11 protein-coding genes and 2 pseudogenes are annotated in these 14,012 nt (G+C 67.5%); 7 read left to right on the forward strand and 6 right to left on the reverse strand.

Annotation, left to right across the window (positions count from 1 at the left end; translation table 11 throughout):
* Positions 1-691 (reverse strand): annotated as a pseudogene (locus tag ACFWNV_RS36090) (hypothetical protein); the annotation flags it as partial.
* Between ACFWNV_RS36090 and ACFWNV_RS36095 the strand changes: the two are divergent.
* Entirely contained in the window at positions 573-935 is a 363-nt protein-coding gene (locus ACFWNV_RS36095; RefSeq protein ID WP_383955395.1) for a hypothetical protein, read from the forward strand. The pseudogene ACFWNV_RS36090 and the gene ACFWNV_RS36095 overlap by 119 nt on opposite strands.
* Before the next feature lie 55 nt (positions 936-990).
* Here the strand turns inward: ACFWNV_RS36095 and ACFWNV_RS36100 are convergent, their stop codons facing one another.
* A complete protein-coding gene (locus ACFWNV_RS36100) occupies positions 991-2,256 on the reverse strand; it encodes a hypothetical protein (RefSeq protein WP_383955365.1) in 1,266 nt (421 codons plus the stop codon).
* 1,424 nt (positions 2,257-3,680) lie between these two features.
* The gene (locus ACFWNV_RS36105; RefSeq protein ID WP_383955368.1) at positions 3,681-4,103 is read right to left on the reverse strand and encodes a YrdB family protein; all 423 of its coding nucleotides are present in this window, start codon (positions 4,101-4,103) and stop codon (positions 3,681-3,683) included.
* Positions 4,104-4,354: 251 nt separating this feature from the next.
* On the opposite strand from ACFWNV_RS36105, the gene ACFWNV_RS36110 reads away from it, so the two are divergent.
* The 5 genes from ACFWNV_RS36110 (at position 4,355) to ACFWNV_RS36130 (ending at position 9,040) form a co-directional block, all read left to right on the forward strand.
* Complete coding sequence (locus tag ACFWNV_RS36110; protein WP_383955371.1) at positions 4,355-5,008, forward strand: hypothetical protein; 654 nt, start codon at positions 4,355-4,357, stop codon at positions 5,006-5,008.
* Positions 5,009-5,830: 822 nt separating this feature from the next.
* Complete coding sequence (locus tag ACFWNV_RS36115; RefSeq protein WP_383955374.1) at positions 5,831-6,070, forward strand: hypothetical protein; 240 nt, start codon at positions 5,831-5,833, stop codon at positions 6,068-6,070.
* A 592-nt stretch (positions 6,071-6,662) separates the two neighbouring features.
* Complete coding sequence (locus tag ACFWNV_RS36120; protein WP_383955376.1) at positions 6,663-6,971, forward strand: hypothetical protein; 309 nt, start codon at positions 6,663-6,665, stop codon at positions 6,969-6,971.
* A 561-nt stretch (positions 6,972-7,532) separates the two neighbouring features.
* A complete protein-coding gene (gene tpg, locus ACFWNV_RS36125) occupies positions 7,533-7,772 on the forward strand; it encodes a telomere-protecting terminal protein Tpg (RefSeq protein ID WP_383955379.1) in 240 nt (79 codons plus the stop codon).
* Positions 7,773-8,692: 920 nt separating this feature from the next.
* The gene (locus ACFWNV_RS36130) at positions 8,693-9,040 is read left to right on the forward strand and encodes a hypothetical protein (RefSeq protein ID WP_383955382.1); all 348 of its coding nucleotides are present in this window, start codon (positions 8,693-8,695) and stop codon (positions 9,038-9,040) included.
* 55 nt (positions 9,041-9,095) lie between these two features.
* Here ACFWNV_RS36130 and ACFWNV_RS36135 read toward each other — a convergent pair whose 3' ends face one another.
* Both ACFWNV_RS36135 and ACFWNV_RS36140 read right to left on the reverse strand, forming a co-directional pair.
* Positions 9,096-9,296 carry a hypothetical protein gene (locus ACFWNV_RS36135; protein ID WP_383955385.1) on the reverse strand — a complete coding sequence of 67 codons (201 nt, stop codon included), beginning with the start codon at positions 9,294-9,296 and terminating at the stop codon, positions 9,096-9,098.
* Positions 9,297-9,364: 68 nt separating this feature from the next.
* Positions 9,365-9,652, reverse strand: a pseudogene (locus ACFWNV_RS36140) (transposase); the annotation flags it as partial.
* Between the two features lie 1,309 nt (positions 9,653-10,961).
* Between ACFWNV_RS36140 and ACFWNV_RS36145 the strand changes: the two are divergent.
* Entirely contained in the window at positions 10,962-11,933 is a 972-nt protein-coding gene (locus tag ACFWNV_RS36145) for a hypothetical protein (RefSeq protein WP_383955388.1), read from the forward strand.
* 474 nt (positions 11,934-12,407) lie between these two features.
* On the opposite strand, the gene ACFWNV_RS36150 is transcribed toward ACFWNV_RS36145, so the two are convergent.
* Complete coding sequence (locus ACFWNV_RS36150) at positions 12,408-13,133, reverse strand: hypothetical protein (protein ID WP_383955392.1); 726 nt, start codon at positions 13,131-13,133, stop codon at positions 12,408-12,410.
* Between the last annotated feature and the right edge of the window lie 879 nt (positions 13,134-14,012).

Below are 14,012 nucleotides of genomic sequence, written 5' to 3' on the forward strand. Positions count from 1 at the left end.
GGATCAACCCTGTCCGGCCCCACCGAACGCACCCTACGGCTACGCCCACCGCATTCCGACCTTGGACAGCTGCTCGACGCGCTCGGGTGCCAGCGCGGCGCCGCGGCGGCGCTGGTTGTCGATCTACATCCCGAGCTTCAGCGCCACGTCTTGCTGCTCCGGGCCGTCGCCGTCGCCGCCTGTGGTGATGGTTTCGACGTGCTTGCGGGGCGCCGTGAGGTGGCTCTCGCGGGCGTAGAACTGCTGGGCGCGGCGTCGTAGTGCATGGCCCACTTGTCGGCCTGACTGGTGCTCGTCTTCGGCTTTTCCTCCTCGGCCGCGGGCTCGATGCCGAGGACCTGCTCGCACATCCACTGCTGGACCGGGGTGAGCTGGTCCCAGCCGTGCGGACCGAGGTGACCCACCGGCCCAGATCCTCGTCCTGGCGCACCGTTTCGCCCACCACGGTCGGAAGTGCCTGGCCAGCGTCTAGGTGCTCGCGGACCAGGTGGAAGCAGCGCTGCCAGGTCACGGGCCACACGGGGCACCAGGACGGATCAATGTCCTCGAGCTGCTCGCGGCGCCTGCGGGTCATCGCGCCGGCGGACGACTCCACGGGCAGACCCTCGGCACGCCGCTGCTCGATCTCCCGCCCCTTCCGCGCGGCCACCCGCGCGTTCTTCAGCCAGATCCCCACCTGCGCGCCCTGGAAGGCGGCGTCGACCGGCGCCAGGAGGTGCCCGTGCTCGGCGGCCCACCCGCGCGCAGCGGCGGCTCACGCACCTACGCCGCTGTACTACGTCTTCGGCGACATGAAGATCCTCACCCCCGTTGAAGTGCTCCACTACACCGCACCTGCCTTGCGCCCCCACAGCGGCGCCTACCGCCTGGTCCGCACCGACCAAGCCCACCCTTTCGACGAGGTCTTCGGGTATGCGGTGGGGCAAGCAGCGTGAGCCCTCTGAAGTCGAGCCGGAACAGCCGGCCGGCATAGAGCGGGGTGGTTTGGGGTCAGAGGGTGAGGTCGGCTTGGGCGGCGGCGGGGCTGTAGGAGGACTGTCCGGGGTAGCGGACGGTGTAGGGGCCGGTCAGGGCGCTGGTGTCGATGGTCCCGGTTTCGGGGTCGATGGGCAGCAGGACCTGGGCGGTGAGCTGGGCCGTGCCGTCTGCGGCGGTGTGGGCCGTGCCCAGGTCCAGGCCACCGGCGGAGGTGAAGGCCAGGGGCTGTCCGGTGATGGGGTCGCCGTCCTGGGTCGTCAGGCGCGCGGTCAGGCCGGAGACGGTGAAAGCGGCCAGGGCGCGGGCCGGGCCGGCTTCCAGACGCGAGCGGAGAGTGGCGGGAGCGGCCGCGGTCGTGATGGCCACCGCGGTCCCCGGCAACGCCACGGGCAACGTGGGAGGCCACTCCTGCTCATTGTCCTGGTCCTCGGGCTGCGTGGACTGCAGGAGCGCTCCCTCGCCGCTGGCGGTGGCGAGCGTGCCACCGTCCGGCGACAGGCATGCGGTGTCCCAGGGGTGTATCCGCAGGGAGTCGGGCTCGGGGTCCTCGCTGAGCTGGGGGTCGAACCGGTGGACGTCGTCCCACGTCGGAATGTAGACCCGTCCGTCGGCTGCCACGGCCGCCGGAACGTTGCGCGTCCTGTAGACCGCTGCGGTCGCGGTGAGCGACTGCGTGTCCACACGGACGAGAGCGAAACCATCGTCCCCACCGAGAGTGAAGGCGGAGAAGTAGAGGGCGGAACCGTCCGGGGCAATGCTCAGAGCGACGCTCTGCTCCACCTCCAGACCTCCCAGGCTCGCCTCGACGGACTTGCCGCTCTCGGTCTCGAAGCCCACGACAGCACGAGGGGACAACGCGTACAGCCAGGCCCCGTCTGGGCTGACCACCACCGCCCGGTACCCGTACACGCCCTCATGCGCGAAGGTCCGCAGCCGCTCGCCCGTCGCGGCATCCACCTCCTCCACCCCTTGACGGCCCGTCACATACAGGCGGCTCCCGTCCGGCGACAGCGCCAGCGCGGTGTACTGCTCCTGCCCGTCGATGTCGACGGCTGCCGTCACCGCGAGCCGCTCCAGGTCGATGCGCCGCAGCTCCGCCCGGTCGCAGACCAGCACCAGGAGTTCCTTCCCACCGGGAAGAGCGGCGACGGCCAGCGGGCTCACGCCTCCCAGGGAGATGGTGGCGGCGATCTGCCCGTTGGCCGGGTTGACGGCGGAGACGCCGTTGCCGGCGGGGCCCTCGCCCCGGTGGACGAAGTAGAAGAAGTCCTCGGACACGGCTGGGTTCCCTCCCCTGACGGCCGGCCCGCGACGGGGCAGGTCACGCGGCGGATTGTAAAGATCGCAACACACCCTGTGATAGGGCGAAGTCACGCCATACGGCGGAAACCAGACCGGAGGGCGGTGATCCGGCGACAGGGGCGGATCGACTTCAGCGCGGTGCAGGCAAGAGCAGCGCGCGGCGTACGCCAACGGCCTCGGCCAGGAGACGTCTCTGGTGGCGGTGACGGCTCGTTCTGACCGGCAGAGGCCCGGCCGGTTCATGGCCGTGTGTAGGCGGTCGGGCGGAGCTCGGCGGTGCCGGTCCGTCAGTGTGCGGGGGAGGCCCAGTAGGACGGACGGCCAGGTGCAGGTCGAGGAGGACCAGGCGGCGCCGGAGCGAGGCGGTACTGGCCCCGGCGGGAGCGTGCGCGACTGGTCCTGGGCCGCTACGACGAGGAGGGCCGGCTGCGGGCGGTGGCCCGCACCGTCGCACTGCGCCCGGAACAGGCCCGCCTGGTCGCAGGGCACCTGGCAGCCGCCGGCCCGCGCCACCCGTGGACCGGAGTGCGGTTCGCCTCGGCGTGGGGAACCCGCGACGCCCTGGACGCGTCCTGGTCCGCCCCGAGGCAGTCGCGGAGATCAGCGCCGACCGGTCTGTGGACCGCGGCGGGGTCTTCCGCCACCCGCTGCGGTTTAGGCGGCTGCGCCTGGACGTGACGCCTGGCGAGGTCCCCCCGGTTCGGAGGGGGCTCGGCTGTGGCCGCCGGGTGACCCGCTGCGGTTCCGGGGTGGCGGGACTCGTGCCCCTTTGGGTGCGGTGCGGGCCCGGCGTGTTGGGGGAGGCGGGTGTCAGTTGGTGGTGCGGGCCTTGGCGAGCAGTCGCTCGGCGGAATGTGCGCGGGGTGGCGGGGGACCCCGGAGTGATGGGCGGCCGCCGGCGGGGGCCGTGGCGGTCAGCACGGTGGCGATTTCGAGGGTGTGCGGCGTGGTGTTGTGGGTTTCCTGCCATCGTGCCGGGTTCAAGCCGTTCCCCCGGGAGTGGCCGCCCGGTGATGCTGGGTAGTGCGAGGCTCTGACCTGGGCGGCAGGGTGTTGGCCGGCAGAGGAGATACATATGGCTGACAAGAAGGTCCCTACGCCTGGCGACGACACGGGCGACAGCGCGTTGACCTTCGACGCTATGCCTCCGGGCCACGGCTCTTCGGAGATCCAGCCCGAGGGCCCGCAAGCCGGCCAGGGCGCTGCAGGTTCACCTTCCAACTAAAACGTATGTTCGAATGCCTCTGCGAGTGCCCGGCCACAGGTTGGGGGGTCCCGATTCTGCTGCCCTGCCTCACCGAAGGCTGGTCGTTCTCAACGAAGCTTAGGCATGGACCGCGCGAGGACGCCTGCGCGCGGAAAGCCCGCCCGGGTCGGACGAGGAGGCCACAGGACAGCTGCTATTGGCCTGCGGCCCCAGGTGTCGGCTCGTCACCTACGGTTATGGGCCGGCGGAAGACCTCCGCCACCGTGGTGTTCGCGACAATCACGACCGCCATGACCACTGCCGCGCTGAGATGCCCCAGCCCGTACAGCGCCGCCGCGCCCCCGCCCAGCACAAGCGCCTTCACGAGCAGGACACCTGGCAGCGCCGGCCGCATCTTCGCCGCCGGTGCGGCGAACAGCCACCACAGCGCGATGGCGAGCGCCGGGGTGCCGAGGCCGAGGAGAATGCTGAGGCCCACGTTGCCGCCGGTAGCGAAACCCCACCAGCACAGCAGTCCCAGTGCAGCGAACTCGAGCAACAGCGCCAGCAGCTCGTTCGCTACGTACCACGGCCGCTCGTCGATGATCGCTGAACCCCGCTCCCGCTCGTCCGTCATGTGCCCCTCCCCAGGTTGGCCGTGCATGCCCCCAACCTCCCACACACAGCGACCTACGCAGCCCCGTCACTCAAACTGCGTTGAGAACGACCAGCCTCCGATGAGACAGGACACCTGCACGGGCAACCGCTGGCTGCCCTCGCCCGCGTCTCAAAGTCGGCTGACCAGTTCGGCTGTTGTGGGGGCGTGCAGGGCGTGTGGCGTATGAGATGGCGGGAGAGGTCGTATCCGCTCACGAAAGGTTCGATGCAGTGAGACGAATATTCAGCGCCCTTGCGGCAGTGACGCTTCTGGCCTTAGTGGCCGGCTGTGGTGGTGACGGCGGTGACGCGGCGCCGGGCAAGGGTTCCTCCTCCAAGGGTGAGACGGCCGCCGGGGTGGGGTCTTTGACCGCTACCGAGGTGCAGATGGCGATGCCCAGTGGCCTGGCCGCTCCGCAGGGCTGGACGGGCGCACGCATCCTCGTCCTGCCCGAGGGCCACCCGAACGCCTCCCAGGGCTGCCAGCACGACACGTCTACGACCTGCGCCGGACTGGGAGCCCGTGGCGACACCAGTTACGACAAAACTGGCGTCTCTGAACATCAAATCTTGTTCACCGTCATGTCGTTCGATACCCAGGAGAACGCCCGGGTCGCCATGAAGGGTCTTGTCGCCCGTGTTCCTGTGGCGGAATACCCCGAACCACCGAAGCCGATCGACATCAAGACCGGCGCGGAGGAGACACACGCGTTCTCGGGACAGACAAGGTCGGGAGCATTGCAAAACTTCGCGCTCATGCGCATCGGCAACGTCGTGGCCCAGGCATACAGCGTGCACGAGAGCGCGGCGATGCTGGAAGAGCAGGCTGCCCGACAGATAGAACGCATCAAGCTCGCCGCGGCCGGCAAGAACCCCGACGCCTGACCGGCCCCAGCACGTACTTCCTCGCCATGAGTCAGGCCACGCTTGGTTGGCGCTGCCCCACCTCACAGTGTCGCGGCGGACCTCACATGCTTCCGGGACCGCCGCGGCGCCGTGGAAGGGGCTGGCCGAACGTCCGGCGCCCCGGCGGCTCGGGAAACCCCGACCGCACCGCCCGAGTCGGGCCTCGGTCTGCCGGGGCAGGCGGGCGGCGGTCTGTGTGGCGGCCTCGACCCCGGCCCGATCTCGACCCCGGCCTCGCCCCCGGCCTCGACCCCCGATCTCGGCCTCGACCTCGGGCTCGACCCCGGCCCCGGCCTCGACCTCGGGCTCGACCTCGTCGACGAGCGCACGGGCCGGTACGGCCTGCTGGCGCGGTGTGGGTGGTTGCCGGCGCGGCTGGGTGTCGTGCGGCAGATCATCCTGCACCGGGCCGATTGCTGGGTGATCGGGGGGCAGGCAGGGGGCGGCCCGCGGTCCGCCGGGCGGGGCGCAGCGGGGTATCCCCGGCGGGGTGGGGCGCAGCAGGGGCGGGAAGGGCCGGGTTCGGGCCGGTGGCGGGGGTTTTTCTGGGGCGTGGCCCACGCTGCCACACGGTGTGCCGCGTACCGCCCTCCGGGCCCTGGCGGGCCCTGCGGGTGAATTGCCGGGCGCCCTTCGGGCGCGTTCACCGGCAATTCAGTCCGCTTCGCGGACCGCCCTGCCCCGTTCCGGGTCAGGGTTTTTGGCCCTGCGCCTTCGGCGCGCACCGGGCCAAAAAGCACGCGGCCCCCCGTGCGGCTTCCTGGGACACGCCCCAGAAACCCGTAACGGGAAGGCCCTGTTATGCCCCTGATCACCTGCGCGTCCTGCGACGGGCTGCGCCCGTACCGCGTCCAGTGCGACCGGCTGTTCGTCTGCACCGGGTGCGGAAAGCGTCTGCACGTCTTGGACATCGACCTGGACGGCCAGGAGGAGTGGAAGGTGTCGGCGGACGGCCTCCTCGGCTACGAGGACCAGGCCGACCGCCCGCGCTTGTCCTGCCCGAAGTGCGGTTCGGAAAATGTGGAGCTGAAAGTCCGCTAGTGGGCAGTCTGTTCCGACTGCGGTTGGGGCGACATGGAATTCGACTTCACCGGCTACCAGAATGGCTGGACGTGAGCCGAATACGAAACCTCAAACAGATAGCAAAAGGGCGGCGGGGGAAGCGCCGCCCTTTTGTATGCCTATTGCGCCTCTAATGGACAGCCCTGCGGGCTGGTCCGCCCCTGATGTGCCCTCCGGGCACGGGCGGACAAAAGACACTGCCCTTCGGGCAGGCGCTGCGCGCCGGGCCCCCTTGAAGGCGCTTCGCGCCGGGGCCCACCCCTACGGGGTGAAGGAAGAACCCCGTTCGGCTCCTGTCGGTGGGCGGAGCTAGGGTCGGGGCAGCCCGCGCCGATAGGGCGCTGCGAGGCGGGCCTGGTGGGCATCCGTCGGTTGCGATGGGAGTGACGGGGTGGGATCCGGTGCACGCAGGCGGCTGCGAGGAAGCAGTCGTCACTCGCGGTGCAACGTTGCCTGCTGTTCCTCTGGCTCTGTTCCCCAGAGGAGGATAAGTGCGTCACCTTGTGGAGTTCGAGTAAATTTGGCGACTCCATCCAAGCACCTATCTTTTAGGTCCTCGACTATAACCTGGTTGACTACCATGGTATTGTCGCTCAGCGATATCAGCGACATTTCGCTTTTGCAGGCCGCTCCTATCCAGTTGATCGTGCCAACGAATTCCCCAATCTGTCCGTATCGCAAGTTTGCGACGATTGCTTCGTCGCCTTTGCTGCCACGCCAAGTGCCAATCCAAGTCTTAACTACCTTGTCTGACGGCTGGCTGGGAGCTGACGATGGAGGCGCCTTGGGGGATGCTGAAGGTATTGAGGTCCCCCCCGGGCTGGTTGTTTCGATCAAATGTGGTGTCGGTTTTTCAGAATTATCGCCACCCCTGTTGTGAGTCGGAAATAGCCAGGCCAGCAATCCGATCAGGGTCCCAACGACAGCCACGGCTACACTGATTGCTTGCCAATGCGGTCTGGCTTCAGTCATACGTTCTCCCCTTACGTGTTCTCGCAAGTCACCTGTAGGCGGACTGGGAATACATGGTTCCATGAACCCGTCAACTGGTCTGCCCAACGGGCAAACTTAAAGACGCAAACACAGTTCGCAGAACGGGATACACCAATGCTGGTCTACGCAAACCTCGACGAAATATGGGGACGCTTCAATTCCGGTTAGCCGCTAACATCCGGTGCCGATTGGCCCCCTGCTCCGGGTTCTTGGCCGCGTCACACCGGCGGTCACCGTTGCGACCGTTATCTGCGCGGTGCTGTCCCTGGGTGAACCCATCCACACCTTGCTCGTCGCGGTCATGGAGGCCGTCCCCGCCTGCTCAGCGATGACGACGAGGACTCCGCGACTCCCCTCGCACAAAGCCGCCAGTCCAGCCAGGCCACCTACTGCTGCTAGCCAGGCCCGCGGAGCGGGCCTGGCCTGAAGGCGGATCCGGAAGGCCAGGGTGGGGGGGGCGGCCCCCGGCACCACCGACGACGGCCGCATGCGCCGCATCACCCAGAACCTGCCCCCTGAACTCGTAGGCCGCCTCCTCGCCGCCCAGGACGCCGGCGCCATCGAAGCCCAGCTCCAAGCCCTCGCCGCCGAAGGCCTACAGGAGACCTACTTCAAGGACAGCGGCAACCGCGCCCAGGGACTGCTCGTGGACTTCACCGACATCGACTACATCGACGTGCACCTGTGACAAGGGGTACGCCGGGAAGTAGGACGACGACGCGTTCACCTTCTCCGTCTCCGACCGCGAGTTGTGCAGGACGGAGCGAACCCGCGAATAGGTCCACAAGAAGCTCCAGTACAAGGACGGCGTCCGTGACCAAGACGCCGTTCTCGTACTTGGGGGAGCCGTCCTTCGAGGGCCGCACCGAGACCGGCATCAAGATCGGCTAAGTCGGAGCGTCGTTCGTCAGGCGGGAGGTCATTGCGGCTGGTCCCCCTTGCCAGGGGTTTTCCCAGATGGCAGCGCCTTCCCGCCTCCGGAAGTCCCTACGAACGTGACCGCATGGGTGCTGAGCGCCTGGTCGTCGGCCGTGCAACGGATGAAGCTACCCCGCCGTGCCCGGGAACTGTCACCAGGGCCACGTAGGATTCGTACTGCCCGTTCGGAGGCTTGTGCAGCTTCTGGACGGCCGGGTTTTGACGGACCGTCGCCCCGGTCATCCAGATGATGCGCGACGGTCCTGATTGGGGGGCTCCCATGCCGGAGAGCGACAAGCCGACGTCCGATGGGTTCGAGGACGACGGCCGGCCGCCTGTCCGGGATGAGAGTCGCACTGCTCGCGAACGCATGATCGACGGCGTAGCCCAGACCTTCATGGTCGGTGTCGCCGGAGACGTCTCGCACTGGTTCACCCAGGGCGTGGCGTGGCTGTACGAGACGCTGGTCAGCCACCTGTAAAACGCGACGCGCCCCCTGGTGCTGTAACACCAAGAGGCGCGAGGTGCGGGTCATCCCGCGGCGGTCTCTGTCCCTGCTTCCAGGCCGGGCAGAGGCCGCCGTTTCTCATGACCCCAGTCTGCTGCTCACCACTGACAATGCACGGATGCACGGTCAGGTTGCAACGCTGGGATGCCACGTTCCACCACTGTACCGAGTCGTCCAGGCCAGTGGACGATCTGTCCACCTTCGTGGACGTGGCGCCCCGCATCGAGTTCACCGCAACACCCGTCATGATCGACAACGTCCAGATGGACGAGTTCACGTACGTCGTGAACGTCGAGTTCTACATCTGGGTGGTGACCACCCTGAAGGTGCCGGTCACGCTGGCGCCGGTGCCCGAGGTCATCGGGTTGACCGACGAGAAGGTGCTGATCGCCCGACGTTGTCCACACCAGCACGATGCTCAAGCTGATGCACGACATCCCTCCTGGACCACAGGGGCGACGCGTGCCAGTCCCACAGCGGCGCCCGCACCCACGAACTACTCGTGGGAGTTCATCGACGTGGTGTTCTGACCAGCAGGCGCGAGCGGGGCTCGCCAGGTACACCCCCCGGCGAGCCCCAGGGCGCTCAGCGGGCTCCGGCTAGCTGGTTGACCCCGGGGGACGGCTCGGTTGAGCCGACGCTGCCCGCGTCCTCGGTTCCGCTGCTCATCACGGCGAAGAAGACGGCGAAGACGGCGGCACCGGCGGTGATGGCGCCGACCAGGTCACCGGGCCCTGTCCCTCCCATGTGGGGCGTGCGGGAGCGCTTGTAGACGAAGTAGGTCACTAAGGGCTGTCCCGTAAATGATCTCCGAGACGCTGCGAGCATGGCCGGCCGCGGTGCGGCCTGCTCGCCTATCCGGCGAGGGCGAGGTTGTGCATCCGGGCGATGCCGAGCATGGCGTGGTGGACCCCGTCGCCTTTGAGGCGGCAGTCGCGGAGAATCTTCCAGGTCTTCATCCGGGCGAAGACATGCTCGACGCGGGCACGGACCTGCTTGTGGGACTTGTTGTGCGCCTGCTTCCACTCAGGCAGGTCTTCACCCTTGTGCCGGCGGTGTGGCATGACCAGTCCGGTGCCCGGGTAGCCGCCGTCGGCGATCGTCACGGTCTTGCCGACGGCGGCCTCGGCGCCGGATTCCTCGCCGCCCAACAGCTGACGGTCGTTCTGTGGCTCTGCGTGGCGAAGGACGTCGAACTTCTCTTCCTCTGACCTCCGCGAAGCCGGGGCCGTGACTCATGCTCCCGCAGTTACGGGACAGCCCTTAGGCAGTGTCCTCAACATGTCCACAGCTCACCCCCGGCTGCACATGGCCAGAAGAAAGAACGCAAGGATCAAGATCCCGAACCACGCACCGCAGCCCATTCCCCCACCAGGCTCTCGCGGTGGCCGCCCCCCAAAGAGGATCGGCTTCGTCACCGTCATGCCACCAACCACCTTGCCAGGGTGCCTTATGCGGTAGTGCTCGACCATGAGATCTTCCGCTTCGGACTGCGTCCGCCAGCCCGTCCTGTAGTTGCACTCACCGCATTCGTTCTCGTAATTCCCCATTACTCCCCCACAACGACTCGACTAGTGCTGTCTGGCCCCACGGGATTCTCGCAGGCGCGCGCTGCGAACTACAGGCTGCTGCGCCAGGTGACCTCGGTCCGGAACTTCCACACGATCCCGTTCAAGACCGCCCGGTCGTCGAGCAGCGGCCGCTCCCGCACAGGCCGGGGCAGCAAGGTCCCAAGATCACTTCGCGCGATCCACGTATCCGACATGCCCACCCACGAACAGCCCCAACCAGAGGACCTAACGGAGTCGGCCCTGGAGTCGACTCCGCGCTGCCGGCCCCGCCACGACACCTGAGGCCGGACGGTCATGACGGATGAGCAGTGCGAGCAGACGCACCGAGCCGCGGCCGTGATCCTGCGGCCGGCCGGAAGGGGCACCCACCCGCCGCAGCCGTCTAAGCCCAAAGTGATGGTGTGCATTGATTTGTCAGTGGTTTTTCGGCGTTGGTATGTCAGTGGTTCTTTGGGGGATTGCCGCTGGTCGGCGGGTGTGTGGGATGGGTTTTGGTACTGACAGTTGGTGCCGATTTCGCGGTGACATCTTTGACGTTTTACCTGGTCAGTTTGGTGGAGATTGGTACTGAGCTTTCGGGGTCTGCGTGGGCCCGTGGCCGAGATGTTGGGTCTTTGTCCAGTCTCACTGAACCTTGACCGATCTCACCGAACTTTGACCGGTCCCGCTACTGGTCAGCAGGTCGTCGGGGCCCGGGGGCGATCAAAGTCTGACGGACCCCTCTGAGGAGGCGGGCCGTCTCTGCTCCACGGTCGGCCACGAGCACGAGGCACCGGCCAGGGGATCCACGCAGCCGCCGCACGTCTGTGAATCCGGTTGACCGACCTGCGATCGACGCAGATCCTCGCAGAAGTAGCCGGTACCTGACGGAGGAACCCCAGTGCGCTCCAATGGCAAGGACTTCCACTTCCCGCCCCTCATCAACGGGCTCGACTTCTTCGTCAGCGCCATTACCTCCCTCGCGGCGGAAGGCGGCCCCGCCCCTCGCGAGCTGAAGTACGCCACTCTCCATCTCCAGTCCGCAGCCGAGACCCTGTTCAAGGCCCGTCTGGAGATGCACAGGCCCGACCTCGTGTGGACCAATTCCACGGAGTATGACGAGGCCAAGCACCAGAGCGGCGACTTCAACAGCTGCGGCATCAAGGTGGCGATCAAACGTCTCAACGCGCTCGCCGACGACGAGGGGATCATCACGCTCAAGACCACCCTCGACCCCGCCAACGACGACTTGAAGAAGCTCGGAGATCTCCGGAACCGGATCATGCACTTCGGCTGGAGTGACAGTACCGTCGCCGTCCAGGCCCGTACCCTCCCCGTGCTGACCCTGCTGTTCGACTTCGTCCGCCAGGACGTCCTGCCGTACGCCGTGGACTGGGAGGCAGAGCGGCAGATGGACGAGGTCCGTGGACAGCTGAAGCACCTCACCGACTTCGTGACCCAGCGACAGAATTCAATATCCCACCAGCTCGCCGGCCATGAACACTCCACCGTCGCCTGCAGGTCCTGCGGACAGTACGCCGTGGTCCTCGACGGCGGCGCGTCCGACCTGGAGTGCTTCTTCTGCGGCAAGGCGTACGGGACTGGGGAAGAAGCAGCCTGGGAGTTCACCGGCGAGGACCAATACACCACCATCAAGCAGGGCGGCAACGGCTTCGCCACCTGCCACACTTGCGCTGCCTCGGCCATCGTCATAGTGCGCACGCTCGGCTTCCCCACCGCAGACTCCTACATCTGCTTTGGGTGCGGCAGCGGCTGGGAGGGGATATGCGATTGGTGCGGGAGCGGCGGGTACATCGTCCTGGACACGGACATGTGCGATGACTGCTACGAAATCCGCTTGGACAACTTCTGAACGATCTCCGGTTGCTGACGCGGCCAACGACGGCCGCTACCGCGCCCAGCTCGGCGAGTGCGGCGAGCTGGGCCGGGTCGAGCCGGTCGCGGCGCTGCTTCTGGTTGACGATCCACACCCGGTCCGGGGCGAACGGCCGTCCGGGAGCAGTTCGACGTGGCCGTGCCCCGGCATCCCGCTGCCCGCCCGCTCCCGGTACTGCGCGAGGGCCCTGCAGGCCCGTCTGGACGGCTGCTGCGCCCCGTATGGACGAGGAGGGCACGGACCGGTGGGCGGACCAGCTCCGTGCGAGGCATGGTGGGCGAGGCGATGCCGGCCTCCGCGGCCTGGCCCGACATGGCCGCCGCCATGGGCCGACTCCACCACCAGAGTGTGGAAGTCACCCTGCTTCTCATCAAGAGCGAGGCGGGGGTCGGCGTCGAACAGGCCGCCGTCCTCGCCGCCAGCCCGCTTCTTCACCACGCAGAGAGTCGACTAACACGGCGTGAGTACCACCGCCCCGAACCGCAGACGCTCCCGATCCAGACGCCATCCCAGCGCCCCGGCCAGCTCATCGAGGCCCTCGAGCCCGAGCCCGCGGTAGGTACTGACGGGAAGCGAGATCGCAGGGGCCTGGGAAGCTTGTGCGATGGCCCGCCGCAGGGCGAAGCCGGCACGCTCCCGCCACTGCTCGGGCGTGCCGTTCAGCTCCAGCCGGTACTGGCGCCGGGACAACAACACGCTGTCACCGTACGGATCCTTCGGCAGGCCCTTTCTGCCGAACAGCGCCGGCCCGCCGCCCATGCTGAAGAGCGATGCGACTACGACCACGGCGAGACCCACGGGAAGATAGATCCACTGCAGATAGAACTGACATCGCAGCCCCCAGACCGAGCGCGGCAGCAGCGGTCCGTATTCGATCCCGCCCGATGTCCTCGCGCGCGAGTCCCCATTCATGAACAGCCCCCGCTTCCCAGCCCATGTTTTGCTACCTGCGTGGATCATGCCGTGGATCCAGCAGGTCCGGGCCCTGACCCCGGATTTCTGGCCGAGACCCTGCCGGTTGTCGTTTGCTGGAGTGTCCGACTGGTGTGGCACTTTGGCCGCTTTCCTGAGGCTATCCAGGTAGCAGAATGAACCACCAGCAGTGCCGGGGGGAGCCTGCAGGGGAGACGCCCGCCCCTCCTCCTGACTGTCCGTGTAGAGGACCGTGTCCTGCACTCCTCCTTGGGGAGGAGTGTGGTCTTTGGTTGCGCCTGTTTGGATTGCAGCTGGAGGGTGGAGGCCGACGGGGGTGACGCGTGCTGGGTTTCTTGCTGGAGCTCGTTTCTGGCGGTCTGCTGACGTGGGGTCATGAGAGGCACAGGGCCAGGAGGAAGGCTCGGAGTTTCACGGAAGGGGCGGAGGTGGGTTTCGTTGCCTGCGTCCTTGGTGACCGACCGTACTGCCGGGATGAGGCGTTGGTCTTCCTCTGGGCTACGGGTTCCACGCTTCATGTCACGCCGACGGAGTTCAGGGACCTTCACCGAAGTCCACTTCCCGCAGCGCGGTGGGAGCTGGTTCGGGTCCGGTCGAGAGGCCGTACGGATTCCCGGTTGGTGCAGCACGGCTGGCAGGTGGCCGAGTGCCGAGATGCTGATGCTGTGGTGCTGATCGGGTGCGCCCCGGCTTCGATGCGGTATCTGACAGCCGTTTTGAACGCCCAGGGCGTCAGCTAGAAAGACCGCGGCACGTGAGTGAAGCCGAAGGCCGGGCGAGTGAAGAGGCAGCACCCCACCCAGACGGGCGAGCTACGCCCCTGTTGCTGCTAGCTGGCCCGCGTAGCGGGCCTTGGCCCTGGAGGCGGAGCCGGAAGGGCCGGGGTGGGGGAGCGGAGCGGACCCGCCCAACGGGCCGGAGGCCCGGATCCCGTGAAACGGGGTCACCTCCCGCGCGGAGCGCGGGAGCCCTGAGGCAGGCGAAGCCGGCCTGCTCTGGTGGAGCGCAGCGGAGCCAGAGCCAGTCCGGAGCGAAGCGGAGGGCCCCGGCCCGAAGGGCCCCGGCCGAGCGCAGCGAGGCCGTTCAGTCCTGAGCGCGCAGCGCTCAGGACCCGGAGCGAAG

This window comes from Streptomyces sp. NPDC058401 (assembly GCF_042722885.1).
GTDB lineage: Bacteria > Actinomycetota > Actinomycetes > Streptomycetales > Streptomycetaceae > Streptomyces.